Origin of the sequence: Vibrio sp. 1-1(7) (assembly GCF_013048485.1) — a bacterium.
Classification (GTDB): Bacteria; Pseudomonadota; Gammaproteobacteria; order Enterobacterales; family Vibrionaceae; genus Vibrio; species Vibrio fujianensis.
Window position 1 is genome coordinate 690866 of the sequence record NZ_VHSP01000002.1, and the last position, 25527, is coordinate 716392.

20 protein-coding genes and 1 pseudogene are annotated in these 25527 nt (G+C 42.5%); 5 read left to right on the forward strand and 16 right to left on the reverse strand.

The features are described 5' to 3' along the window. Positions 1 to 55 precede the first annotated feature (55 nt). Positions 56 to 625 carry a YceI family protein gene (locus tag FKN05_RS11000; RefSeq protein ID WP_099611247.1) on the reverse strand — a complete coding sequence of 190 codons (570 nt, stop codon included), beginning with the start codon at positions 623 to 625 and terminating at the stop codon, positions 56 to 58. Beyond that, positions 622 to 1161, reverse strand: coding sequence for a cytochrome b (locus FKN05_RS11005; RefSeq protein ID WP_099611248.1), 540 nt, complete (start codon positions 1159 to 1161; stop codon positions 622 to 624). The genes FKN05_RS11000 and FKN05_RS11005 overlap by 4 nt, the downstream gene beginning before the upstream one ends. A 538-nt stretch (positions 1162 to 1699) precedes the next feature. Here FKN05_RS11005 and FKN05_RS11010 point away from each other — a divergent pair. Further along, the gene (locus FKN05_RS11010) at positions 1700 to 2335 is read left to right on the forward strand and encodes a hypothetical protein (protein WP_161431173.1); all 636 of its coding nucleotides are present in this window, start codon (positions 1700 to 1702) and stop codon (positions 2333 to 2335) included. A 157-nt stretch (positions 2336 to 2492) separates the two neighbouring features. On the opposite strand, the gene FKN05_RS11015 is transcribed toward FKN05_RS11010, so the two are convergent. From FKN05_RS11015 to FKN05_RS11030, 5 genes and pseudogenes are all read right to left on the reverse strand, one after another. Continuing rightward, positions 2493 to 2879 (reverse strand): CBS domain-containing protein, encoded by a 387-nt coding sequence (locus tag FKN05_RS11015; protein WP_099611249.1) that lies wholly within the window; start codon positions 2877 to 2879, stop codon positions 2493 to 2495. Positions 2880 to 2890: 11 nt separating this feature from the next. Then, positions 2891 to 3256, reverse strand: coding sequence for a transcriptional regulator (locus FKN05_RS11020; RefSeq protein ID WP_099611250.1), 366 nt, complete (start codon positions 3254 to 3256; stop codon positions 2891 to 2893). Continuing rightward, positions 3253 to 3945, reverse strand: a complete 693-nt coding sequence (locus FKN05_RS16640) for a DUF1538 domain-containing protein (protein ID WP_237665841.1) — start codon at positions 3943 to 3945, stop codon at positions 3253 to 3255. The genes FKN05_RS11020 and FKN05_RS16640 overlap by 4 nt, the downstream gene beginning before the upstream one ends. Before the next feature lie 96 nt (positions 3946 to 4041). Next, positions 4042 to 4737: pseudogene (locus tag FKN05_RS16645) on the reverse strand (DUF1538 family protein); the annotation flags it as partial. A 442-nt stretch (positions 4738 to 5179) separates the two neighbouring features. Next, positions 5180 to 6559 (reverse strand): GntT/GntP/DsdX family permease, encoded by a 1380-nt coding sequence (locus FKN05_RS11030; RefSeq protein WP_161433996.1) that lies wholly within the window; start codon positions 6557 to 6559, stop codon positions 5180 to 5182. A gap of 303 nt (positions 6560 to 6862) precedes the next feature. Here FKN05_RS11030 and FKN05_RS11035 point away from each other — a divergent pair, with 303 nt between their 5' ends. The 3 genes from FKN05_RS11035 (at position 6863) to FKN05_RS11045 (ending at position 10516) form a co-directional block, all read left to right on the forward strand. Continuing rightward, a complete protein-coding gene (locus tag FKN05_RS11035) occupies positions 6863 to 8035 on the forward strand; it encodes an iron-containing alcohol dehydrogenase (protein ID WP_099611254.1) in 1173 nt (390 codons plus the stop codon). A gap of 128 nt (positions 8036 to 8163) precedes the next feature. Beyond that, positions 8164 to 9012, forward strand: a complete 849-nt coding sequence (locus tag FKN05_RS11040; protein ID WP_212752272.1) for a transporter substrate-binding domain-containing protein — start codon at positions 8164 to 8166, stop codon at positions 9010 to 9012. A 10-nt stretch (positions 9013 to 9022) separates the two neighbouring features. After that, the gene (locus FKN05_RS11045; protein ID WP_099611255.1) at positions 9023 to 10516 is read left to right on the forward strand and encodes a methyl-accepting chemotaxis protein; all 1494 of its coding nucleotides are present in this window, start codon (positions 9023 to 9025) and stop codon (positions 10514 to 10516) included. Between the two features lie 76 nt (positions 10517 to 10592). Here FKN05_RS11045 and FKN05_RS11050 read toward each other — a convergent pair whose 3' ends face one another. From FKN05_RS11050 to iolD, 4 genes are all read right to left on the reverse strand, one after another. Beyond that, a complete protein-coding gene (locus tag FKN05_RS11050) occupies positions 10593 to 12104 on the reverse strand; it encodes a CoA-acylating methylmalonate-semialdehyde dehydrogenase (RefSeq protein ID WP_170887498.1) in 1512 nt (503 codons plus the stop codon). A 292-nt stretch (positions 12105 to 12396) separates the two neighbouring features. Continuing rightward, complete coding sequence (gene iolE / locus FKN05_RS11055; protein ID WP_099611256.1) at positions 12397 to 13287, reverse strand: myo-inosose-2 dehydratase; 891 nt, start codon at positions 13285 to 13287, stop codon at positions 12397 to 12399. Between the two features lie 21 nt (positions 13288 to 13308). After that, a complete protein-coding gene (locus FKN05_RS11060; protein WP_161428515.1) occupies positions 13309 to 15225 on the reverse strand; it encodes a bifunctional 5-dehydro-2-deoxygluconokinase/5-dehydro-2-deoxyphosphogluconate aldolase in 1917 nt (638 codons plus the stop codon). A gap of 355 nt (positions 15226 to 15580) precedes the next feature. Next, the gene (gene iolD, locus FKN05_RS11065) at positions 15581 to 17512 is read right to left on the reverse strand and encodes a 3D-(3,5/4)-trihydroxycyclohexane-1,2-dione acylhydrolase (decyclizing) (RefSeq protein WP_170887499.1); all 1932 of its coding nucleotides are present in this window, start codon (positions 17510 to 17512) and stop codon (positions 15581 to 15583) included. 361 nt (positions 17513 to 17873) lie between these two features. Here iolD and iolB point away from each other — a divergent pair, with 361 nt between their 5' ends. After that, positions 17874 to 18698, forward strand: coding sequence for a 5-deoxy-glucuronate isomerase (gene iolB / locus FKN05_RS11070; protein WP_170887500.1), 825 nt, complete (start codon positions 17874 to 17876; stop codon positions 18696 to 18698). A gap of 192 nt (positions 18699 to 18890) precedes the next feature. On the opposite strand, the gene FKN05_RS11075 is transcribed toward iolB, so the two are convergent. From FKN05_RS11075 to iolG, 5 genes are all read right to left on the reverse strand, one after another. After that, positions 18891 to 19727 (reverse strand): MurR/RpiR family transcriptional regulator, encoded by an 837-nt coding sequence (locus FKN05_RS11075; protein WP_099611258.1) that lies wholly within the window; start codon positions 19725 to 19727, stop codon positions 18891 to 18893. Between the two features lie 308 nt (positions 19728 to 20035). Beyond that, complete coding sequence (locus FKN05_RS11080) at positions 20036 to 20752, reverse strand: 3'-5' exonuclease (RefSeq protein WP_099611259.1); 717 nt, start codon at positions 20750 to 20752, stop codon at positions 20036 to 20038. Then, positions 20749 to 22608 (reverse strand): DUF294 nucleotidyltransferase-like domain-containing protein, encoded by a 1860-nt coding sequence (locus FKN05_RS11085; RefSeq protein ID WP_170887501.1) that lies wholly within the window; start codon positions 22606 to 22608, stop codon positions 20749 to 20751. Before FKN05_RS11085 ends, FKN05_RS11080 begins: the two co-directional genes overlap by 4 nt. A gap of 99 nt (positions 22609 to 22707) precedes the next feature. After that, the gene (locus FKN05_RS11090) at positions 22708 to 24414 is read right to left on the reverse strand and encodes a solute:sodium symporter family transporter (RefSeq protein ID WP_099611260.1); all 1707 of its coding nucleotides are present in this window, start codon (positions 24412 to 24414) and stop codon (positions 22708 to 22710) included. 96 nt (positions 24415 to 24510) lie between these two features. Beyond that, positions 24511 to 25497, reverse strand: coding sequence for an inositol 2-dehydrogenase (gene iolG, locus FKN05_RS11095; protein WP_099611261.1), 987 nt, complete (start codon positions 25495 to 25497; stop codon positions 24511 to 24513). Positions 25498 to 25527 lie beyond the last annotated feature (30 nt).

A 25527-nucleotide genomic window follows, 5' to 3' on the forward strand; every position in this document is an offset into this window, starting at 1 on the left:
TCCCCTTTGATCAGGAGGGGACTTTGTTTAATAAACACATTAATCATCAAAAAAATTACTTTTTGATGCCTTCAACATGCAGTTCCATATCAACATAGCTCGATGGCCCCATTACAGTAATATCGAAATCTTTCAGCTCTAAACGGGTAGCACCAACAAACCCAGCACGTTCTCCTCCCCATGGATCAGCACCAGCACCAATCAATTGAGCATCGATAGTGATTGGCTGTGTTTTGCCGTGTAAGGTTAAATTACCTTGTATTGCTAAATGTCCTTGCCCTTGATCAATGACTTGTGTACTGACAAAGGTAGCATTTGAGAACTTTGACGTGTTTAAAAAATCAGCACTGCGAATGTGTTTATCACGCTCGGCATGGTTAGAATCAAGACTAGTTGTATCAACGGTAACGCTTACTTTCGAGGCTGAAATATCATTTTCATCATAAGAAAACTCCCCGCTAAACGTATTAAAACGTCCTTTAATAAAACTGTATCCTAAATGACTCACTTTAAAGTTTATCGATGCATGAGCCCCTTTAGTATCAATCACATAATCGGCAGCACTTGCACCAAATGGGAAAGCCATTGCCATTGCCAACCCTGATGCCAGTAACGTTTTTTTCATTTTGATGCTCCTATCATTTTACGTAACGTATTATCTTTATTGATAAAGTGATGTTTTAAAGCCGCCAAACCATGCAAAAATGCCATCACGATTAGTGTCCAAGCTGCATAGAAGTGTACGGTGCCTGCAATATCTGATTGTTGATTAAACAAAGCCCCTACACTGGGTAATGTAAACCAGTTAAAGACATCAATTCCTCGACCATCGGCAGTAGAAATCAAGTAACCGGAAGTAAATAAGATCGCTAAATTAACGTAAAGTAGAAGGTGCATAAATTTTGCTGCCAACTTTTCTAGCCCGTTCCCTTCAACTTTTGGTGACGTTGTCACAAATCGTAAGATAATACGTAAGAGAGTTACTGCGGCCAATAAAAGGCCAATCGACTTATGCCAATGAGGTGCTGTACGATACCACTCACTATAATAAGAGAGATCGACCATCCATAGACCGACGGCAAACAGACCAATCACAGTTAAAGCCGATAGCCAATGGATCACTTGTATCGCTCGGTGGTAATGAGTTACTTGACTATTCATTTTATTTCTCGTTGTAAAATCAGTGTCAACATCAGTATATACATATTAGCAACAGATTATTTAACATTTCATGCATGATAAATATACCAACGGATTGATGATGATGTTCAAATTATTTGAACCACAAGTCATTCATTGAGAGCGTTTTTAATTTAAGATCGCTATCACGATAAAATAACCAAATAAATCATAAATTTAGGCTTAATGAGTCATTAGGCCTAGATAAATTGGCGTTTAGCGTAGAGAGATGATTCTAGTTTGTAACAAATTATAACAAGCACCAATGCGCTTGATTTGTCTCAACCAATGAACTCGTCAATACGGATGTAGCTATTGGATCACTTTGATGTATAAAAATTCAACGTGATAAAGCGCCCGAAGCCGATTAAGCAATACAAATATCGCGTAAGTTTATGATAGGATTCAGTAAGGTGGATACCCAAACCACACGTGACCAGATGGGAAGATCGGCCTTCCATAAGTCACCAGATTTAGTTGGTGGTACAATTTAGTTGGTGGTACAAAGGAGAAGATTGAATTGCTACTCGATATCCTGACTCAAAGTGTTAATGAATTCCAAGTCGACTGTCTGAAGCTGTGTGAAAAACACTACCCGACCATTCATAACCAAGGAATGAGTGAACATCACCTGGGCCTCGCTTTTGCTCGGCGTTTAGCTCGCACACTGACCGAATTTGGTCATCAATGTGAATATGCCCCACTTGATCTTTTTCCGGTTCATGAGAACCCCCATCACTTTCGCGTCAGCTGTGATAAAGGCACTGTATGGATACTTACTCACCATATGATTAGCGCCGGGAAAACATGCAGAGAAAAGCTTCTTCAAGACATCAGCTTATGGAAACAAGAGTATGCTTATGCGATTCAACCGAATGATTTATTATTACTTTTGACGGATCATTGGATTAGCCGTAGTCAAAAAAGCCGGGAATTATTGCACTGGTGGACAGGACGGTTGCCTGATGAAATCAATGACTACCATACCCAAGGTATTACCCTATACGAAAGTGATTCGCAGTTGATGCAAACGGTAGATAATACATTTAATATCAGCCCTTGCTATGTAAAGTTTGGCCACCCATTAAAACGTTCTAAAAATCAACAGTTAGTAAGAAAATACATTCAACTTTATGCCGTATTGCAAGGGGCTTAGTTCTCAACCCCTTGAAAGAAAACAACGCTATTGGCCCAAACAACTTGGAGTGACAGGTTAGCAGTACGTGAGTTCCCATCAGTGTAGACAAACGATGTGATTGAGGTGAACGAACGTAGCCAACCGCTGTATCTTCAAGTAGGAAGGGTATTGTCCGTTAATCAATGCGAGAAAGTAACGCATCCATAATATCGTCCATGGTTACAAAACCAAGCAATTGGTTATCATGAAGGACTAATAGCCGCTTAATGTGTTGTTGTACCATTAACGTCGCAACATGCTTTAACGCTAAACTTTCTCCGACAGAGATTGCTGGCTTAGCACACACATCATAGACATTTAACAGATCAATATCACCATCTTCAGAGATCACTGTTTTGACAATATCGGTATAAGTAATTAAACCAAAAGCATCGCTGGCATTTTGCTGCTCCACCACTAGCGATTTAAGTTGATGTTTCTTCATTAAACTCATCGCTTCTCGTAACTTGGCAAAGGGTGAAATCGTCACCACATCACGAACCATTACATCTTTCACTAACATGGCTATTTTCCTTATAATGTCTCTTTTAATTGCTGTTGGAACAGCTGCTGTTCAAATTTATCCAACTGATTGAGATCAATCCCTGCTAAATGTTCTAATCCAATCGTAAACGCTAAACCTTTAGAATCGTCTTCATTGGGCCGCAATAAGGCTTGTAACGATTTTAATATTTGTAAAGAGAGGGACTTTTCTAGCACCATTAATAATACCGATTGACTACCATCGTAAGTTAAACCAAAAAAAGTTTTTCGGGTTTCATTACTGATCCCTCGCCCCGCTAAAACGGTTATACCTCCCGCGCCTTGATCACGAGCAGTATCGATAGCATCTTGTTCCAACTCTTCAGGAACAATGGCAACTAATACGGAAAACTTCATGCTTTCACCTTTGAATATTGAAAAAACCAATGTGTAATAATGGCATACATCATCACGGTAACGATCGGAAAAATAGAGGCAAAGGCAATAAGGCCAAAACCATCAATCAAAACATTACGCCCCTCAATATGAGTCGCCAGCCCGATTCCTAGTGCGGTAATGAGCGGCACGGTCACCTCTGAAGTCGTAACGCCTCCTAAATCATAAGCTAGCGCAATAATATATCGTGGAGCAAAGATTGTGAGTAAAATAACCAGTGAATATCCTGCCATAATAAAATAATGCATTGAACCGCCAATGATGATTCGATGAACTCCAATCGCAATTCCCAATGCAACTCCCAAGGCCACCAAAAGACGAATAGTATTTCCCTTCACTTTACCAGCTGCCGCCTCTTCAGCCTGATGACCAACTGCCAATAACGCAGGCTCGGCCATTGTTGTCGCAAAGCCAATCATGAATGCAAATAAATAAATGTAGAATAATTGTTCCCGTCCGATTAATTGTTCAGCCATGGAACTCCCTATTGGGAAAAGCCCGAGCTTGAGTCCAACCACAAAAGCATATAAACCAATAATGACTAATAAAAAACCAAATACAATTTGCTTAGGATGACTCAAACGTCGGCGTAAAATAAGATATTGGAAAAAAAGGATCGTGATAATAATAGGAAGCACATCCCTCACCATACTGGCTAATTCAAGTAGCGGGGTAAACCATGGTGAGTTTGTCTCTAATTGATGACTCAAGACGGGTAACACAGAATAGCTATCAGGTTGTGAATATACGTAAATACCATAGAGTTGCACGCTGATCATCGGCACCATCACGGCTAAAGCAACTAAACCAAAACCGTCAATAAGAGGATTTCTTCCACGAATTGAACTTGCTAGGCCAATTCCCATCGCCGCAATCAATGGTACAGTAACAATATTGGTGGTTACACCACCGGAGTCATAGGCTAATCCGACGATTTCTTCAGGCGCAAAATACGTGACAGTTACCACTAAAAGGTAACCTATAATCATAAACCAATGTAACGGATACCCCATGATGGTGCGAAAAACGCCTAACGAGATCACTAAACCAACTGAACTGGCCACCAATAATCGCAAAGTTAGTCCGTCAATCCGCCCGTCACTAATCGTTTGCGCTTGCTCAGCCACCGCAATAAGAGCGGGTTCCGCAACAACGGCGGAGAACCCCATTGCAAACCCAAAAGCAAGTAAAATAGAAAGCGAACCGCGACGCGCAAATTGATTGGCAAGGCTTTTACCGACAGGAAATATGCTTAACTCCAAACCTTGTAGGAATAACGCAACCCCTATTGCCACGATAAGCAGTCCAAAAGCCATCGAAGCAACGTTTTCCGGGACTTGACGTAAAATAACCAATTGAAAAAATAGGACAACAGCCACGATGGGGAGTAAATTTTTTACTGCATGTAATAAAGCATGATAAAAATCTTTGATAAATAACATCACTCTTCCTGTCGCTGTTAACTCACCCGATAACTTATCAGTAAATTTAGGCATCTATTTGAATATTATATGAGAGGATGTTAAAAACCACACGAATCTTGAACGTTAAACGCTCTGTTTTGTGAATTTACCCCAACAATGATCTTAGAGACGGTTAACAACCCAGAGGTTCGGCATCTGGGTTGAGAACGGTTAGGAAAGTAAGCCCATGTTCACCATAGGCTTACCCGTTAAGGATGATCAATCAACGTCAACCCAAATCGAATGTGAATATCCAATTTGGCTACCACGTCCTCCTCCAACCATCCCCCAACGAATAGGGTGTTCGAATCGTTGCTCTTCATTAAACATGCCTTGTTCCTCCGAGTTGTGTGACGGCATACTCCTAGACGGTGATTTACGCACTATCGCTAGGGTCTGTTGACCTTAAATGATCGGTTTGTTACACCACGCCAAAGGTGGCGAAGATGACCACCACAGCGGTGGCAATCATCGGAATCGCTAATGTACATACAAAAATATCTTTATAAGAATCTCGATGTGTCATGCCACAAATACTAAGCAAAGTAATGACCGCCCCGTTGTGTGGTAAAGAATCCAAACCACCACATGCGATTGAAGCAATTCGATGCAATGCCTCTAAACTGATGCCTAAGTTTGCTGCTTGCTGAATATAAATATCACCGAGTGCATCCAAAGCAATGCTTAGCCCACCTGATGCCGAACCGGTAATTCCAGCCAATAAACTGGTGGACATCGCAAATGACACTAATGGAGAGCCGGGAATGGAAAGAATCATCTCTTTAATTACATCAAAAGAAGATAATGATTTGATCACGTTGCCAAAACCAACAGCAGCTGCGGTATTCATGATGGGCATAATGGCACTTTCTCCACCTTCGTTGATCGCGTTCCGTGCGTGAGCAATGTGCTTTCGAAAAAGAACTAAAGCCACAATTATCGCCGTAGTTAAAGCGATAATCAGGCTCCACATTCCCTTCACTTTTTGTAAGGTTGAATCATAGTCAGACAAATAACTCGCTTCTATATTGGGATAATAAAAAGTCACCAATAAAAAATTAAGCGTAAGCACGATAATAATCGGGATAAACGCTAGTATCGGAGAAGGTAAATGATCAGGCTCATCACTCTCAGTAGCGATGGGGCCGATAGAGTGTCCATAACCTTCACCATTTGCTCTCGCAACCGTTTCTCGTCTCTTTAGCCATAACATACCGAGCCCAAACATCACAATTGCCCCAATTAGCCCGAGCATCGGGCCAGCATAAGCCGTGGTGCCGAAAAAAGGCATCGCAATCGTGTTTTGAATTTGAGGCGATCCCGGCAACGCAGTCATGGTAAAGGTGAACGAACCTAACGCTATAGTTCCCGGAATTAATCGTTTAGGAACATCACTTTCTAGAAATATTTGTGCTGCAATGGGGTAAACAGCAAAAACCACGACAAACATAGACACGCCGCCATAGGTCAGCACCGAAACGGCAAGAACCACCGCTAAAATTGCATTATTTGTTCCTACTTTGGCAGTAATCACTTGAGCAATCGTTTTTGCTGCACCCGAAACGTCCATAATTTTGCCAAACACGGCACCTAATAAAAATGCCGGGAAATACAGCTTTACGTAATTCGCCGCACTCAACATAAAGACTTCGGTGTAACTGGCCATTAAAGGGGTTCCCGCTGAAAATACAGCCGCAAAAAGAGCAAGGATCGGAGCCAACCAGATCACCGACATACCTCGGTAGGCTAAGTACATCAGCATCAACAATGAGAGAATAATTCCAACAATTCCAAGATCCACGATCTACCTCACCACAGAGTCCAAATTTAGGTTAATTTTTTTAAAACACGACAACATTGAAACATTTATTTCATTTTTGTGGAAGTTTGTTTTATGTATCACGGATCACAATTCTTTCAATCAAAAAAACACTTAAATAAAAATTGTTATTTATCAAAGATATAAAAGCAATTATAGCGAGTGAGCTTGTAATTTGGTTGATTGAAATATTTTTTCCAATCAATTATCTTAAGAAATATAAGTTTCAGTGTTAAGATAATTTTGTGACTATTTTTCAACTTTAAATGAACTGAGGAGTCAGTGATGAGTACCAATATCGTATTGCCAAGAATCATGCACATCGGAAAAGGAGCGGCGATGAAAGTCGTTGAAGTGATGAACGTATTGAAGGTTCACGCTCCTCTTATCGTCACCGATAACATGATGGTTAAGTTAGGTTATGCCGAACAAGTACAGCAAGTTTTACGCCAGTCAGGCATCGAGAGTATGATTTATTCAGAGACGGTCCCTGAACCAACGGTCAGCTCAATCCAAGCTGGTGTTGATTTAGTTCGCTCAAGCCATTTTGATTCTATTATTGCTCTTGGAGGGGGAAGTCCGATAGATAGTGCGAAAGCCATTTCTATTGTCGGTAAATTCGGCGGCCAAGTCCGTGATTATCGATTCCCCAAAAATGTTGCAGATAGCGGTTTGCCAATTATTGCCATTCCTACAACCGCAGGAACTGGCTCAGAAGTAACACGTGTTACCGTGATTACGGACGATCAAAATGATGAAAAAATGCTCTGTATGGGATTAGGATTTATGCCCATGGCTGCTCTGATCGATTATGAATTGACCTTATCATTGCCTCCAAGAGTCACCGCCGATTGTGGATTAGACGCTCTGACTCATGCGATTGAAGCATATGTCAGCCAAAAAGCGAACCCTTTTACCGATGCACAAGCCCTCTCGGCCATCGAATTGATTGGATCTAATTTACGCTACGCTTTCGATGAACCGCATAATGAAGCCGCTCGAGCAGCAATGATGTTAGGCGCAACACTGGCTGGAATTGCATTTTCAAATGCTTCGGTTGCTTTAGTTCATGGAATGAGCCGCCCTATCGGCGCTTTTTTTCATGTGCCTCATGGTTTATCCAATGCCATGCTATTACCAGTGATTACTGAATATTCCATTCCTGCAGCAAACGATCGCTATGCCGATTGTGCGCGAGCCATGGGTGTCGCGCTGTTATCTGATGATAATTCGGTCGCCTGCCAAAAGTTACTCACAGAGCTACGGCTGTTGAATACACATCTTAACGTTCCCTCTCCCTCTTCTTATGGTATTGAGAAAGATAAATTTTTCGATCTTCTACCCACCATGGCCCAGCAAGCATTGGATTCAGGTTCACCACTCAATAATCCCAAAGTTCCTACCATTGAAGAGATGATCGAACTTTACCGCAAGGTATGGATGGAAGGTGAAAGATAAGCGGATTAACCACATCACCATCATTTGAAGTTGCAACTCGAGACTGACCGGTAAATAAACCGCACTCGTTTATTGGTTCGTAACCGTTAAGCGCTCGTCCTGCAACTTCAAGTAAAAAGAGAAATGTTATGAAAATCAACCATCTATTGGCTCTATTCGTTATCGTTTTCAATATTCACTCTGTGACGGCAAAAACCATTACGGTGAATAAGGTGGAAGGCGAAAAAGAACAACTTGCATTTAATATATTGCAATTAGCGCTATCCAAAAGCTCACCTGAATTAAGCATTAAACAGAGTGAGCAAAATTATAATGAAACTCGCCTTGCCGAGGAAATTCAAGCCAATCATATTGATGTAATGTGGGCTGGCGCATCAGCAGAACGAGATGAAAAACTTTTGGCGATACGTATTCCTATTTTTAAAGGGCTTATGGGACACCGAATTTTTATTATTCGCTCAGCCGATCAAGGAAAATTTTCCCAGATAAAAAATCTTACTCAGCTTAAAAAATTTAAAGCGGGGCAAGCCACTTTCTGGGGAGATACACAAGTTCTCAAAAGTGCCGGTTTACCTCTAGTAACCACAATTAAATATAGTAACCTTTTCCGGATGTTAGAAGGTGGACGCTATGATTACTTTCCTCGTGGTGTACTCGAACCTTGGGAAGAAGTTGAACAGCATGCGCATCTAAACTTAACAGTAGAAAAAGAGGTAATGTTGATTTATCCCTTTGCTTTATATTTCTACGTAAATCAAGAAAACCAGCAACTTTATCATCAAATATATTCAGGTTTTATGTCAGCCATCGATGATGGTAGTTTTGATCAGTTATTTTTCAATAGCCAGATCATTAAAGAGGCATTTGCTAAAGCCAATTTAAGTCAACGAACGATTTTACGTATCGATAATCCTTACATGCATCCTGATACACCTTATGCAAATAAAAAACTTTGGCTAGACATCAACCAATTATAGGTCATTCACCATGAATTCAATTCGATATAAATCTATGCTACTTTTGATCATCATTTCATTAGTTGTGATGACATTTGTTTTCTCTGGTAGCTATTTTCTTGCAAAGAATTATTTAGTCAACCAATTAGAACAAGACATTAATGACACAAACCAAACACTCTCTGTTGTATTAAAAGAGCCCCTATTTTCATACGACACTCAATTAATTGATAATATCACTCACTCTTTTGTCAATAATCCTTACCTCTACCAAGTTAAAGCATTTGATCACCGTGATAATCTCATTGGAGAAGCCAAATCTAATGAACTTGCTCCTGCAATATCAGAGTTAAAATCTTTCACATTAAATATTTTATGGGAGGATGGACAAAAGATAGGTTCATTAGTGATTGATTATCGGCTTGATGCAAACAGTGCTATTTTAAGCACGATAAAAAAAATGTTTCTCCTCATTGCCATCCTATTATTATTCTCCTTGCAACTGATTAATTGGGGGGTATTATCAAAATTGGTGATCGCTCCGCTGACTCAAGTCACCGCGGCATTATCTAAAATCGCTCAAGGTGAAGGCGACCTAACCAGCAGGCTAACCATTCGTCATCATGATGAAGTTGGTCAATTAGCCAATGAATTTAATACGTTTATTTCAAACCTTCATGCGTTAGTCACTCGTATTATAGCTTCCACAACAGAGCTAACTTTATGTGCCGAGAAAATTCGCACAAATAGTGAACAAAACAGCCACGAAACACAACAACAATTACGAGAGATAGAACAAGTTGCCACCGCGTTAAGTGAAATGGCTTCGACCTCTCATGAAGTTTCGTTAAATGCTAATAATACAGCAGATAAAACAAGAAGTTGTAATGAACTTGCGGAACAAGGTAACCATGTTGTCCAACAAACTGTTTCTGCAATTCATAAACTCGGCGATGAAATTAATGCCACTTCTAGCACTATTATTGAACTAAAAGAAAAAAGTGATTACATCAGCACAGTATTAGAGGTGATTAAAGGGGTGGCGGATCAAACCAATTTACTGGCTTTAAATGCTGCAATTGAAGCCGCTCGGGCGGGTGAACAAGGACGTGGTTTTGCCGTGGTCGCAGACGAAGTTCGAGCGTTAGCGTTACGGACTCATCATTCCACAGAAGAAATCGAGCAAATCATTCATGATCTTCAAGCCAGTTCAGAAAATGCTAATTCTCAAATGCATGGCACCAGCATAACGTTAAGTCAAACCGTATCAGAATCAGAACAAACCACCCTAGCACTCAATAATATTATTAAACATATTAATGACATTAATGATATGAACACCCAAATCGCAGCAGCAACTGAAGAGCAAACTACGGTCGCGAGCGATATTAGTGAAAAAATTAATACCATTAATGAAAGTACCACATCCGTGACCAATAATGTGGCAGGAGTGCGGCTATTAAGTGAACAATTAGATGAACTTTGTCAACATATTCGTCAAGATTTAAGTAAATTTAAAGTCTAACCGTGAAGCGGATTAGCCAATTAAAAAAATGACCCATAACATGGGTCATTTTTCTAGAAGAATATCGTTGATTCAGTTATTCCATTGTGGGCATTGAGAAAGAACTTATATGTTGCTCTAATCGAACACTGGCAGGCCAACGGCTGGTCACGGTTTTCATCCGAGTATAAAAACGCACACCATCTTGGCCGTGGACATTAAGTGGCCCAAATATAGAGCGCTTCCAACCGCCAAAACTGTGAAAAGCCATCGGAACAGGAATCGGAACGTTTATTCCGACCATCCCTGTATGCACATCTTCACTAAATTGACGAGCCGTTTCACCATCACGAGTAAAGATGGCTGAACCGTTGCCATATTCATGACGATTAATTAACTCTAATGCCGTTTGATAATTTTCTACTCGAACCACGCACAAGACTGGGCCAAAAATCTCTTGTTGGTATACCGTCATATCAGGGGATACATGATCAATCAATGTTGGACCAACGAAGTACCCCGCCTCATTCCCCTTGACAGAAAAATCTCGTCCATCAGTGATTAATGTGGCCCCCTGCTCTTGTCCTGATTGAATATAGTCACAGATTTTTTGCTTGTGCTGCGCTGAGATAACGGGCCCCATGTCATTTTCAGTGCCATCGACTAACCCTGGCCCCACTCGCATGGTCGCGATTTTTTGTTGCAGTCGTTCAATCAATTGATCAGCCGTTTCATCACCGACCACGACCGCGACCGAAAGAGCCATACAGCGTTCTCCAGCTGCACCAAAAGCAGCCCCCATAATCGCATTGGTTGCCATATCAATATCGGCATCGGGCATCAAAATACAGTGGTTTTTAGCACCGCCTAATGCTTGGCAACGCTTACCATGAGCAGAGGCTGTGCTATAAATATATTCGGCAATTGGGGTCGATCCAACAAAACTAACCGCTTGAACTCTCGAATCGGTCAGTAATACATCAACGGCCTCTTTATCCCCATTCACCACATTAAAGACACCATCAGGTAAGCCAGCTTCTGTCAGCAATTCAGCAAGAATAAGTGCAGCACTAGGATCTTTTTCTGACGGTTTAAGAATAAAGGTATTACCCGTTGCCAACGCAATAGGAAACATCCACATGGGTACCATTGCCGGAAAATTAAACGGGGTGATACCAACACAAACACCGAGTGGCTGCATTAAAGAATGGCTATCAACATGTGTACCCACATTGGCAGAATGTTCGCCTTTTTGCAAATGTGGGATACCGCAGGCAAACTCAACCACCTCAAGCCCACGAGTTACCTCTCCTACCGCATCTGAATAGACTTTGCCATGTTCATTAGAAATAATGCGCGCTAATCGATTCATATTCTGTTCTAGTAGCGCTTTAAAGCGAAACATAACCCGGGCACGTTTTAACGGGCTAGTTTTCGCCCAAGAGGAAAACGCCGTTTCCGCAGCTTTAATCGCTTGGATAACATCTTCCTTTTGACTTAATTGTACCTGACGAGTTTGCTCACCGGTTGCTGGGTTATAGATAGCAGAAAATCGTTCACTCTCGCTTGTTTTGCGTTGACCATTAATAAAATTCAACACCGTTTCCATCGTTTTCTCCTTTGGCTGTCTTGACTGGAAGATCATTATTATTTTGCTGTCATTACCGATTCTGTATGTTTGGAATTGTTTTGACCTTAACTCCTTTATACAGAATAAACGTTTCATTTTCAACAATGAAACGTTTATTTCGTTTAATTGCTGCGTTTTTCACATCAGCTTAAGTGAGCCGAGTGCAGCATAGACGCACAACGACTGATCAGCTTGGCTTGGTTTGCTTTATTTACTAAAAAAGCGCCTAAAAAGGCGCTATGAAGAATGAAACCATTGCCATCACTGATGGTTATAAAAGTCCGGCCTCTTTAGCAAAGTTGGATAAATTGTTATAACCCAGCGTTGCATAGGTCAACGGGTGAGCTATCGCAGGATCTTGTTCAGCTTCAACCACTAACCAGCCGGTATAGTTCACCGCTTTTAAGACGTTAAATACCGCAGGGTAATCAATGCAGCCATCGCCAGGAACGGTATAAACACCTTCAAGAACCGAGTCTAAAAAGCTTAATTTGCGATTTTTCACATCGGCAAGGACATCTTTTCGAATATCTTTACAGTGCACATGGTTAATCCGCTCGGCCCAACGCTGTGCAACCTTGACTGGATCTTCACCCGCAAAAGTTAAATGACCAGTATCGAGTAACAAACCAACTTCAGGACCGGTGTGTTCCATCAAATGATCAATGTCTTGTGCGGTTTCAATGACGGTTCCCATATGATGATGGTAAGCAATTTGAACCCCTTGGCTTTGCGTGTATTGGGCAAATTCTGTCAGTTTTCGGCCATACTCTTCCCAGCGGTCGGCGGGAAATAAAGGGCGTAGATGAACAGGCGTGTCTTTGGCACCATGAATACAGTTGGTAACTTCACACGCCACCATCACTTTAGCCCCAAGCTCGCGTAATAGCGTAAGATGCTCCTGTACTGCTGCGATTTCTTCTTCCACACTCCGTGTCAATAACTCCATCGAATACCAGCCAGAAACCAACTGCAATTCATGGCTAGCTAATATCGGGCCCAGTACGCTCGCTTGACGTGGGAATTTATTTCCCAACTCAAACCCGGCAAAACCTGCTTGCTTTCCTTCACTTAAACAAGTTTCTAACGATGTTTCCGCTCCCAGAGTTGGCATATCGTCATTGGTCCACGTCAGTGGGTTGATACCTAATTGAACACTCATCAAAAGTCTCCTTTTATTGCACTATTTTTCGCCACGTTGACGCCATAGTGTGATTAAGTTGTGATAATTTTTTTTCACGGTATGAATTAGAGTTTGGTCATCCATTTGACCGGCTAACCACGCACGTGAGGGCTCTCCAAATAACGTGCGACCAACAGCAAACCCTTTCACGATACGTTGTCCTGCTGTTTGTGAAAAACCATGCTGTAATTCTGTTTGTGGTGCATCTAGGCCAAGAATGACTACGCCTCGACAATAAGCATCTCGCTGTTCGATTAAATCTGAAACCGCTTGCCAGCTCGCCTTATCAAGCGGTGGAAGTTTCCACCAATCCGGTTTTATTCCTAAGTTATAAAAGCGTTGCATCGCTCGTAGATAGAGAGCATCTTCTTTTTTGATGCCATTTGGTAGAATGACTTCAAGCAGTAATTCGTGTCCTGACTGACAGCAGGCTTGATACACTTCTTGAATTTGGTGTTCTTGTTGTGAACGTATCGCGTGATCATCTTCTGGATTAAAAAACACTAAACATTTCACGATATGCTCTAACGGCCAACTGATCAGTTGTGAACCAATATTGCCATGTTCAAGCTTCAGCGGACGTGAGCCTGGTAATTCAATGGGGCGAGCAATCCACCACCCTTGCCCGGTGACCGTATTTAATACATCTTGGCCAAATGAACTATCGCACAATAGTCCAGCCTGACCATGTGCTAGCCCGGCTTCAAGCGCTACTTCTTGACTGGCTTGCAAAATCAATTTTTTGAGAGGTTTAATGCGGGCGAGATCGGCACCGGCTTGTCGCGCCATATCGACAAATTGAATACGGTGATCAAATGCCATCACACAAAGCTCGTCTCGTTCCGGTGATTTTCGTGTCGTGACTCGGTGAAGATGATTGAGTTCACTATCTAAATCTGGACGTTTCACTTGTGTCGCACGTAGTAAATAATTATCGAGTTCAGCTTTAGTCGGCATCGCAGGGGCACAGCCATGGCGAGAAACGACCAACGCACCACAAGCATTGGCATAGGCACAGGCTTTTTCCCAACCTTCTCCATTTAAGTAACCACGTAATAGACCGGACATAAAGGCATCACCCGCACCTAACACGTTCAACACATCCACCCGAACACCATAAACCGTGATCCCGAGATCAAGATGCTCTGGAATTTCATTGCTAAATACCGAGCAACCAAGAGCACCCCGTTTACAAACGAGTTCAGCCTGAGAAACTTGACGGACGGCTTTTAATGCTTGGATGGTGTCTGTTGAACCACCACAGATGTGGAATTCTTCTTCAGTACCAACAATCACATCAAATAGCCCTAATACCTCTTGTAGTTGCTCGGTGACTTGCTCCGATTCAATAAAACGAGTTTCACCATCACCTAAAGAGGTAAGCCCCCATAATACTGGGCGGTAATCAATATCTAACGCGGTTTTAACCCCATGACGACGCGCATATTTCAGCGCAGTCAGCACTGCTTCACGAGTTTTAGGGTGAGAAAGGTGCGTTCCGGTAATCGCTAAACAGCGCGCAGAAGCAATATACTCTTCTGTGAAATCTTCTTTGCTGATCGCCATATCGGCACAGTTTTCACGATAAAAAATCAGCGGAAAGGTCTCTTCGTCTTTGATTCCGAGGATAACAAGCCCCGTTAATCGCTCTTTATCAGTGATAAGATGACTGGTATCACAGCCAACACGTTGTAATTCTTCGCGCAGGAATCGGCCCATGTGCTCGTCGCCAACACGTGCCAGCATAGAAGATTTCAACCCCTGCACTGCCGTACCATAAGCAACATTACCCGATGAGCCCCCTAAATATTTACTAAAAGAGCCCATATCTTCTAAGCGGGCACCGACTTGCTGACCATAAAGATCAACCGCAATTCGTCCCATACAAATTACATCTAATTTTTTTTCTGTACTCACCGTTCACTCCTCAAGTCCCTCAGTGCTATACGCGGCTTTTTTACCTTTTTGGGCTAAAAGTGCGTTCTGCCATAACATTGTATAAGCATTTCACAAATACATTTATACGGAATATTTATTTCATTTTCAACTAAAGAAATAGCGCAATATTTCATTCTGTGATCATGATGGAATTTTGTTTTATCGACACTCAAAATAGGGCAATACAAACGATAAAAACAAAAAATAATACAAAGAATCAAAAAGATAGGAATTAATAGATAATGCGTTCATCAATAACAGAATAAAGGCGCAGGGAACTGAAAAAGCCCACCACAACACGTGGTGGGAATCGGGGGAGAGCATTTATTATTATTTAATACTGACGAGCCTTAGTGAGCACTTGTTTAATCTCATTTGCGGCTTGTTCTATTTCGGGTTTATCAGCTACTTGTGCAGTACCACAACGCCACCATGCTTCATAGCCATGTGTCATAGTTTTCGGTAGCACTTTGATATCAATCAGCGTCGATACCGTCTGCTTTTTCGCATCGGCGAGCGCAGCAATCAGTTGTTCTTGGTTATAAACTCGATAAGCACGACACCCATAACTTTCGGCATTCATAGCAAAATCAACCGGCACGAGCGGCCCTGTCAAACGATTCGTTTGCGGATCTCGAAATCGGTTTTCGGTACCGAAACTTCCCATACCTTGGCTCATTTGTAAATTATTGATACAACCAAACGCAGCGTTATCAAATAGAATTACGTTGATCTTCAGCCCTTCCTGAATCGATGTTTGTAATTCAGAATGCAGCATCATATAAGAACCATCGCCTAATAAGGAATAAACCGGCTGATCTGGACAGGCTATTTTTGCTCCCACAGCGGCTCCAACTTCATACCCCATGCAAGAGAAACCATACTCCATATGGTAGGTATCAGGCACTTTCGGTTGCCATAATCGTTGTAAATCGCCGGGTAACGAGCCAGCAGCTCCCACCACGATCGCATTATCTTCCAAATACTGATCTAATAAACCAAGTACTCGTGTTTGTGTGAGTTCCGTATTGAGCGTCTCACGATACTCCCTGAGTTGATCATCAAAGTGCCCTTCGATTTCGGGTTGATAACTTTGGCCAACTTGTGTGTTAAATAACCGATTAACTTCTTCTTGCCACAAGGCTTTGGCTTGTTGGATTTCTTGCTGGTAAGACGTTTGATACCCTGCTTGAGTTAACCGATTCGCGATTACGCTAAGCGCTGTTTTTGCATCTGCGACAACCGACGTTGCATCAAGTTTACTGGCATCAAATTCAGACACGTTTATGGTTAAAAAATCGACCTCAGGATGTTGAAATAAAGATTTCGATGCGGTGGTAAAGTCGGTAAATCTCGTCCCCACACCAATGACTAAATCGGCATCTTTTGCTAACAAGTTTGCCGCCAAACATCCGGTTGTACCAATGCCACCTAAGTTCAGCTCATGATCGAATACAACGGCACTTTTTCCGGCTTGAGTCTCCCCAAATGGGATATGAAAAGTTTCAGCAAACTGACGAAATACGTCATGAGCTTCAGAGTAGCGAACGCCACCACCGCAGATCAATAGTGGTTTTTTCTTCTTCATGATCAGTTGAACAGCGTCATTGATCATTGCGTCTGTCGCTGGTCGACGCTCAATACGGTGCACCCGTTTTTGAAAGAAATAATCAGGAAAGTCATATACCTCTCCTTGTACATCTTGAGGAAGGCAGATGGTAACCGCACCAGTATCAGCCGGATCGGTTAACACGCGCATGGTATGAATCATTGCAGACATCAACTGTTCTGGCCGATTGATACGATCCCAATAGCGAGAAACGGGTTTAAAACAGTCGTTAGTACTGATGGAAGCATCGTAATACTGCTCTACTTGTTGCAGGACAGGATCCGGCTGTCGACAAGCAAATACATCCCCCGGAAGGAAGAGAACGGGAATTCGGTTTGCGGTTGCCGTTGCTGCCGCCGTAATCATATTTGCAGCACCAGGGCCTACCGATGAGGTCACCGCATATATTTTTTTGCGTTTATGTTGTTTAGCAAACCCCATAGCAATGTGTGCCATGCCTTGCTCATTACAACCTTGATGTACGATCAGATCACCTGAGTCTTGTTCCAGCGCCTGCCCAAGCCCAACCACATTACCATGCCCAAAAATGCTCAGCACACCATGAATAAATTTGTGCTGCTGACCATCAAATTCAACATATTGTTGATTCATAAATTTGACCAGCGCCTGCGCTGTTGTCATTTTTAGCGTCTTCATAACCCGAATATCTCCAAAATTTGCTCAGAGAAGCGTTGATGCGATTTCATCTCTGCTCTCGTGGTTGACCACAATTCTATTATTCTCTAAACTCACTATATGAAATATAAATTTCATTTCAATTATTTTTTGAAATAAAGTTAGCTTTTGTGATCTGGGTATAGTTGTCATCAATAACCCTTTGCTGACTGCTATAAACCGCTTTTTCCAGATAAGTTCACCTTGAATTTGAAATGTTTATTTCATAATATGGGTTATTGAAAAACCAAACCCATTTCACTCCAAGTTGGTCTAAATCAACTAAAAAGCATCACGTAAATCAATGGGAGAAATGGGCTCGCTAACCGATGAGGAACATCGCATGTCTACATTGTTATCAAAATATAGGGCACCGGATAGCACCGGGTGCATTCAAAAAATCACACCTAAAAACGCAGGTTGGGATTATGTTGGATTTGAAGTGTATGAATTAAAAGCGGGACAAAACCTCTCTCTGCCAGCTTCCACTAACGAGCTCTGTCTTGTTTTTGTCGCCGGTAAAGCAAACATAAAAACAGAGACCGCTCATTTTGAAAATATCGGCGATCGGATGGATCCTTTTGAGCGAAAAAAACCGTATGCCGTTTATGTTTCGGCCCAAGAAAGCTGTCACGTCGAAGCGCTGACACCATTAGAGTTAGCCGTCTGTAAAGCTCCTGGCAAAGGCACCTATGCCACTCGATTGATCGCACCACAAGACATTCAAGCAGAAGCCAGAGGTCAAGGAAATAATCAGCGTTATGTACATAATATCTTACCCGATGATGTTCCTGCAGATAGTTTATTGGTTGTGGAAGTCTTTACCGATGAAGGTTGTACCAGCTCCTACCCAAGCCATAAACACGATCAAGCCAACGAGCCTCATGAAACCTATCTAGAAGAAACCTATTATCATCGTTTAAATCCTGGTCAAGGTTTTTGCTTACAGCGCGTCTATACCGATGATCGAACTTTAGATGAATCAATGGCTGTTTATGATAAAGATGTAGTCAAAGCCCCACGAGGTTACCACCCTGTAGCGACCATTGCCGGTTACGATAACTATTACTTAAACGTCATGGCTGGCCCCTCAAGAAAGTGGTGTTTTACTTGGGAACCCGATCATGAGTGGGTCAATGGCCCAGTCTATAAGGCTAAACATGCTTAATTAGCCTTGTTTTATACTATGTATAAAACAACTTGGCGTTGCAGGTAGGCGGTAAGTGAGTGACAAATTTATCTGGAAAAAATTTGAACGAAGGTAGCCTACCCCATACAGCTTTAAGTAGTAAGGGTATAGCATAAGATGAGGATAAAAACGTCAGTTAAAGCTGACGTTTTTTTATGTTGCATAAATCAATCATGCTTTGTGCGAGGAATCATGAAAGGCGAGCGACACTGCGAGGGTCTGAGCTAAACACAAAGAAGCGGCTTGGGAACGAAAAGCATCCACTTTGGCTTCTTTAACCACAAAACAGACATCACTGGATGAAGCCAGTGGACTAATTTGACTATCGGTAATGATGATTTGTTTAATCGCAGAACCGGCTAATGATTCGCTAATCGTGGTCGTTTCTTTCGCATAAGGTGAAAAACTAATCACAATCAATACATCATGTTCTTCAATCGTACTCAATTGCTCTTTAAACATGCCACCGAGCCCATCAATCAGAAAAGCACGTTTGTTTAAATGGCGTAATGCGTACACAAGGTAGGAAGAGACCGAAAATGAACGTCCTAACCCGACCACGTAGATATTTTTCGCTTGAGCCAGTATCTCAACCGCTCCATCGAGATATTCGACTGGTGTTTGCGCGGCTAGTTGATGCATCGCATTACTATTTGCTCTGGCAAATTCCTGTAAAATATCCATCGGGCGTTCCGGTGGCGTCATGTCTCCTTCCATCTCTCTCAGCAGTCGAACGCGATCAGTATAACTGGAAGTCTCTTCTAGTAGATTACTACGAAATAGTTGTTTCATTTCATTAAAACCACTGTACCCAAAAGCGTTTGCAAAACGGATCAGCGTGGAGGGAGGAACACTCGCCTGCTCAGCAATCGCAGAGACGGTTTCAAAAGCGACACTATTTTTATTATCTAACACATATGCGGCGACTTGCTGTAATCTTTTACTTAATTCACCATAACGAGTTCGGATTTGATCCTCTAATTCGCTTAAGGTCGTTGCTGTTATCATGCCAACACTCCGTTATTTACCATGAATTAATCTTATGCAAAATGAAACGATAATAAAAATTATTTTTCGAGTTTTTATTAAAATAAAATAAAAAAATCTAATTCGCTCGAAAAACTTACCACGCTTATCCAAATATTGACTTATACCCTTGCTACTTGAAGCTGCAGAGGGGTAGGCTACGCCAAGTTGTTTGGTATAGATGAAAAATTATTAACAACCGATTCACGCGTTGGCCAGTACGGTCTTGACAGAAAAGCCATGCCGATAGAAACGGATCTGGCACTTTAACTCGGCAAAATCGCTAACCTTTATGATAATGAACGCATGACTAAGGGGCCGAGTACTGGTGTTTGATCGGCAAAAATTTCTTCAATTAGAACCAAAAACAACTCCCCCGTAGCGACAACATCAGCAAATGCGTTATGAGCCAAATAAGGTGGTAGCCCTTTTTGTTCGCGAATGTGCGCTAAGCGTAAATCGGGATACGACACGCCTCGATACTTCATAAGAGATCGCTCCAAGCGCATAGTATCTAAAAAAATAAGTGGTAAAGGGAGCGTCTCTTCTAATTGCAGCAAATGGCGTAAAAACTGTTTCTCAATCTCAGCACCGTGGGCAATCACCACTTTTCCCTTAAGGTTTTTCACTAAGCATTCAATTAATTCATCGCGTGAAATTCCGCCAAGGAGCGTTTCAGGAACAATATGATTGACTACCGCGCTTGCTGAGTCAATACACTGTTCCGATTCGACATAATAATGCTCAGCACGACTTAGAGACATCACGGGATAGTGAAGATGGATCATTCCGACTGATAAAATCTCGTCCACCTTAGGGTTTAATCCCGAGGTTTCAAAGTCTAAGACCACACACTTTAAATCAGCTAACGGAGTATTGGGCGACGGATATGGCTTTTTAAAAAGTGGCAGACAAGGTGCCGGAATGCGAGACTTTGCCAAAGCGTGACGTCGTAACTTATCGCTATAACCAAGCGGGTGTTGACGACGAAACCAAGCCCTTATCATCGTAAACGTCCTCCAGCATGATACCGCTGTTTCGCCGCTTCCTGATAGCGAGCAATAATTCGAAATGCATCTTTGAGATGGTTGCGCTCAAAGGCGGTTAACTCACTTGGCGCAATTTGATTATTCAATATGTTCCCTGCTTGTACTTGTTCACCTTGATGATGAAAACGCACTTGATTGATAAAGTTCAGGGCTTCTTGTAACTCTTGTTTACTGGCATAACTGATTACCCCAAATTCAGCAGCGTAGGCTAATCTTTTCCCCGTTTCAGGGCTAAGACATCCGGCATTCAAGGCGTAAATTCGTGCGAGTTCAACAATTAAATTCACAGCTTGCTGTTTAATATTAAGCACCTGTCGATTATCCCCATCTTTGGTTAACACAAACTGGCGAAAGAGACCAAGCGGTGGACTGACGCGTAAAGAATTGGCCACCATAATCGAAAGAAAGCGCTGGTTGCCTCGCACACAAGTCAGCAAGGTTTGGTTAAGCTGTTCAACCAATGCCTTTGCCCCATATAAAAAGCGCATATCGAGAAAAACACTGATATCGAGCAGTGACTGTGCCTCTGGCAGCACCACCCACTGTCTAAAGTTGCTCTGCCATTGTGCTAGCGAAACACACCAACGAGCTTGGTTGGCCATCATATCGCCAGGACAAAGCCGATAACCACAAGCATCCAGCCCATGGCAAACAAACTGTGTCAATTTTTGAAAGTAAAGTTGCTCTTCATCGTTGGCTTCTCTCGCTAAAATAATGCCATTATCTTGATCCGAGTTCAGGTGCATTTCTTGACGAGCCTGAGAGCCAGCAACAAACCACGCATAATCCATAGGTGCAGTTCCGAATTCACGCTCGGCCAATTGTAGCAGTCGTTTATTAAAGGCATCGGCAATCTGCGTCATCATCTGCTGTATAATACTGGGGGCAACATTGGCAGATAATAATGCGTCAAATACGGCCTGTCGTTGAGGAACCATACTCACCAACTCAGTAACCGATTCCTGCCGATAAATTCGACTGATTAGAAATACGGCATGCACATGGCTTTTTTCTGTCAAACTGGTGGCCGTTAATACGCCAGCAACCTGCTGACCTTCCAATACAGGAAGGCTACGCACGTTGTGCTGCATCATCATTTCCATTGCTTCAAGAACTAACACATTCGACTGAATGGTTTGTGGATCCGGAGTCATAATTTGCCTGACAGGAACATTCAACCCTAGGCCTGCCGCAATGACACGCTTAGTCATATCTCGATCCGTTATAATACCAACCAGCTGCTCCCCTTCCATCACTAAGGCACTGGAACGGTGTTTATCGACCATCATTTGTGCCGCCTCTTGAACTAAAGTGCACGGTTGGACTTTGGCGACACTACGATTCATTACCTCTTTGACACTTTTTAAATAAAACACCTCCTCGCCAGACCATTTCTCATTCGAATGAGCCAATCGAACCGATTCTTTAGATGAAAAATGGTGGCTAACTGCCGGATTATCGCGCATTAACTGCAATAAAATCTGCTTAGGGATCCGATACAACAAAGTATTTTCTAAGGCAACTAATTGATAGTCACACTGGCCGGAACGATATAACTGGCTAAAACCAAATAGATCACCATCAGCTAACCGAGCACGTAAAGTCCCATCGGGATGATATTGCTCGACCGCTCCAGTTCGCACAAGATACAACCCCTGCCCAACAATTTGTTCTCCCGCAAGGCACTTTCCTTGCTTTAAATAGAGTATATCTACCGCAGCAGCCAATGCATTTTGTTCTTGTTCACCAAGCCGCTCAAAAGGATCAACCGAGGAGAGGTAGCTGACAATATTCGGTAACAATGAACTTTCCATCGAGAACCCCTATTGATTAACGAAAATCGCTCAATCTTAATATAAAAGATTGAGCGGAGGACGCATTTCCTTGGCGTTAGCCAAGAGGGAGATACGTTATTATTGAGCGTCTTTCTGAGCTTTGATCAACTTCGCTCTGGGGCTACGCATTAACTCACGGAAAATCGTCCAGAAGACATAACCTAAAGAACCGGCAGCTAATAAATAATAGCCAGTCATGATCCAAGTGGGCACATTATGCGCGAGGAACACATACATAGATACCGAAGAAAGCGTGATCAATACCGCGACAGCTGGAGTCATTGACCAAGGGGTAATATCCACTTGCTCGGTATAGATATCTTCATGATCTTCTTGTGGATAGAAGTAGCCAACCGTCAACATAAAGGCAACGTTAGCGACAAATAATAACCCAACTAAGTGGAAGAAATGGATATCAACTTGGAACACAAAATTGAATAGGATATAGGCTGATACGCCAAATAATAACCCGAGTTTTGCTGCTATCGCGGGTACATGCTTAGTCAATAAGCCAACTAATACCACGCTTAAAATAGGCGAGTTAAACAAACCTTGTAGCTGCTGGATCAAATAGAACAAGCCGTCTGGCGCATTGGCCACCAACGGGGCTACAATCATAGAAATTAATGCCAAACTTAGTCCTAGCCATTTCCCAAGTGACACCGTTTGGGCTTCCGTTGCATCAGGTTTAAGCGATTTTTGGAAAATATTGACGGTAAATAGGGTAACTGAAGAGTTTAATCCGCCACTAAAGGTGGAGAACACCGCTCCCACGACTACGGCAGCAAAGAAACCGACCAACATTTCCGGTAAAACCAATTGCACGAGGCTAGGATAAGCATGATCTGGATTATCCATCTGGCCACTGAACACATGATACGCAATGATACCGGGTAAAATGATAATGCTTGGAATCATCAGTTTAAAGAAAGCGCACAGTAGAACCCCTTTTTGTCCTTCTGCCAAGTTCTTTGCTCCAAGCGCTTTTTGTACAATGGACTGATTGGTACACCAGAAGAACATATTGGAGACGATCAACCCTGTAAATAAGGTTGAAAATGGCACCATAGAGTCTTCAGCTCCAATCGAATTAAATTTTTCAGGATGGGATTGATACACTTCCACTAAACCGCCCAAGATATTACCGTCACCAACGTAAGCCAGTGCAAACAAGGTAACCATCAAGCCGCCGGTAATTAATCCTACGCCATTAATGGTATCGGCGACCGCAATGGCTTTAATACCACCAAAAACAGCATAAATTGCCCCAATCGTACCGACCCCCCAAACCATCAACCATAAAGCGGTATCTTTATCGACACTAAACACATTGGACACTTGGAACAAGCTCTCCAAAGCAATTGCGCCGGTATAAAGTACAATCGGTAAGAGTGAAATAACATACATGGCTAAGAATAGAATGGACGTAATGGTCAGCGTTTGTTTATCAAACCGCTTCTCTAAATACTCAGGAATGGTGGAAATCCCCAGTTTTAAGTAACGCGGTAGAAAGAAAATCGCAAAGAGAACGATGGTCATCGCGGCCATCACTTCCCATGCCATAACGATAAAGCCGGTTCGAAAGGATAAACCATTCAGTCCGACAAGATGTTCTGTCGAGAGGTTCATCAGCAACATGGATCCACCAATGTAAACCCCTGTTAACGATCGACCGCCAAGGAAATAACCTTCGGTTGAATCAGTGAGGTGTGCATTACGAGTTTTATAGTAAGCAAATCCCGCAACGAACAACGTAAAACCGATAAATGAAATAAAAGCGAGCATGGTTCCTCCAAAAGCTTTTATTACGCCCAGCACCCTTATACGTCCCCATGCTGGGCGATGAATTAGCCCACTCGATTACGGTGAGCTAATGACGATTTACAGTGTAATTTCGCGTCCTGAATGCAGTGATTCCAGCGCCTTATCCGCGAGCAATAATGCTTGCTCGCCGTCATAACCACTGCATTCTGGTTGAGCTCGTCCAGACAATACATCGACAAAATGCTGCCACTCTGCGCGATACGCTTTTTCATAACGTTGTAAGAAGAAATGTTCCGGTTTGGCTGCCACACACCCTTGCTCGCCCCAAACTTCCACTACATCTTCATGGATATTATTGGCGCGCAATAAGCCTTTTTCGCCGTGCAATTCAATCCGTTGATCATAACCGTAACCAGAACGACGGCTATTGGTAATGGTCGCCATCGCCCCTGATGGGAATTTCATCACGATAAATGCGGTATCAATATCCCCCGCCTGACCAATTTCAGGATCGACAAGATTACTGCCTTGGGCATAAATAGAGACTGGATCTTCTCCCATGATAAAACGCGCCATGTCAAAATCATGAATCGTCATATCACGGAACATGCCACCAGAAACTTTGACATATTGAGCTGGTGGTGGTGATGGATCGCGTGAGGTAATCAGTAAGGATTCAGCTTTACCAATCAGACCGGCGCTCAATTGTTCACGGACTTTGCGAAACTGAGGATCGTAACGACGGTTAAATCCAACAAAGAGAGGAACTTGATACTCTTTGACTGTCGCTAAACATTCACGAACTCGTTCGATATCGAGATGAACTGGCTTCTCACAGAAAATGGCTTTTCCTGCCCGTGCGGCAAGTTCTATTAGTTCAGCATGGGTATCCGTTGCCGAGGCAATCAGCACCCCATGCACATTCGGATCGGCTAACGCTTGTTCTGTGGTTTGAATTTTAGCGCCATATTGGTCAGCCAATTTTGTCGCCCCATCACCATAAGGATCAATGACGGAATAAAGGCTAGTTTCTTTGTGTTCAGCGATATTAACCGCATGAACTTGTCCAATTCGGCCAGCGCCAAACAAAGCAATGTTATACATAGGGTACTCTCCTTCTACAGGATGTTTTTA

Bases quoted from the DNA above. Each gene is read 5' to 3' on its own strand.
- FKN05_RS11005 (WP_099611248.1), bottom strand. From the start codon at position 1,161: ATGAATAGTCAAGTAACTCATTACCACCGAGCGATACAAGTGATCCAT.
- FKN05_RS11045 (WP_099611255.1), top strand. From the start codon at position 9,023: ATGAATTCAATTCGATATAAATCTATGCTACTTTTGATCATCATTTCA.
- iolE (WP_099611256.1), bottom strand. From the start codon at position 13,287: ATGAGTGTTCAATTAGGTATCAACCCACTGACGTGGACCAATGACGAT.
- FKN05_RS11090 (WP_099611260.1), bottom strand. From the start codon at position 24,414: ATGCTCGCTTTTATTTCATTTATCGGTTTTACGTTGTTCGTTGCGGGA.
- FKN05_RS11000 (WP_099611247.1), bottom strand. From the start codon at position 625: ATGAAAAAAACGTTACTGGCATCAGGGTTGGCAATGGCAATGGCTTTC.
- FKN05_RS11080 (WP_099611259.1), bottom strand. From the start codon at position 20,752: ATGATAAGGGCTTGGTTTCGTCGTCAACACCCGCTTGGTTATAGCGAT.
- iolB (WP_170887500.1), top strand. From the start codon at position 17,874: ATGTCTACATTGTTATCAAAATATAGGGCACCGGATAGCACCGGGTGC.
- FKN05_RS11075 (WP_099611258.1), bottom strand. From the start codon at position 19,727: ATGATAACAGCAACGACCTTAAGCGAATTAGAGGATCAAATCCGAACT.
- FKN05_RS11020 (WP_099611250.1), bottom strand. From the start codon at position 3,256: ATGAAGTTTTCCGTATTAGTTGCCATTGTTCCTGAAGAGTTGGAACAA.
- FKN05_RS16640 (WP_237665841.1), bottom strand. From the start codon at position 3,945: ATGGTGAGGGATGTGCTTCCTATTATTATCACGATCCTTTTTTTCCAA.
- iolG (WP_099611261.1), bottom strand. From the start codon at position 25,497: ATGTATAACATTGCTTTGTTTGGCGCTGGCCGAATTGGACAAGTTCAT.
- FKN05_RS11040 (WP_212752272.1), top strand. From the start codon at position 8,164: ATGAAAATCAACCATCTATTGGCTCTATTCGTTATCGTTTTCAATATT.
- FKN05_RS11085 (WP_170887501.1), bottom strand. From the start codon at position 22,608: ATGGAAAGTTCATTGTTACCGAATATTGTCAGCTACCTCTCCTCGGTT.
- FKN05_RS11015 (WP_099611249.1), bottom strand. From the start codon at position 2,879: ATGTTAGTGAAAGATGTAATGGTTCGTGATGTGGTGACGATTTCACCC.
- FKN05_RS11050 (WP_170887498.1), bottom strand. From the start codon at position 12,104: ATGGAAACGGTGTTGAATTTTATTAATGGTCAACGCAAAACAAGCGAG.
- iolD (WP_170887499.1), bottom strand. From the start codon at position 17,512: ATGAAGACGCTAAAAATGACAACAGCGCAGGCGCTGGTCAAATTTATG.
- FKN05_RS11035 (WP_099611254.1), top strand. From the start codon at position 6,863: ATGAGTACCAATATCGTATTGCCAAGAATCATGCACATCGGAAAAGGA.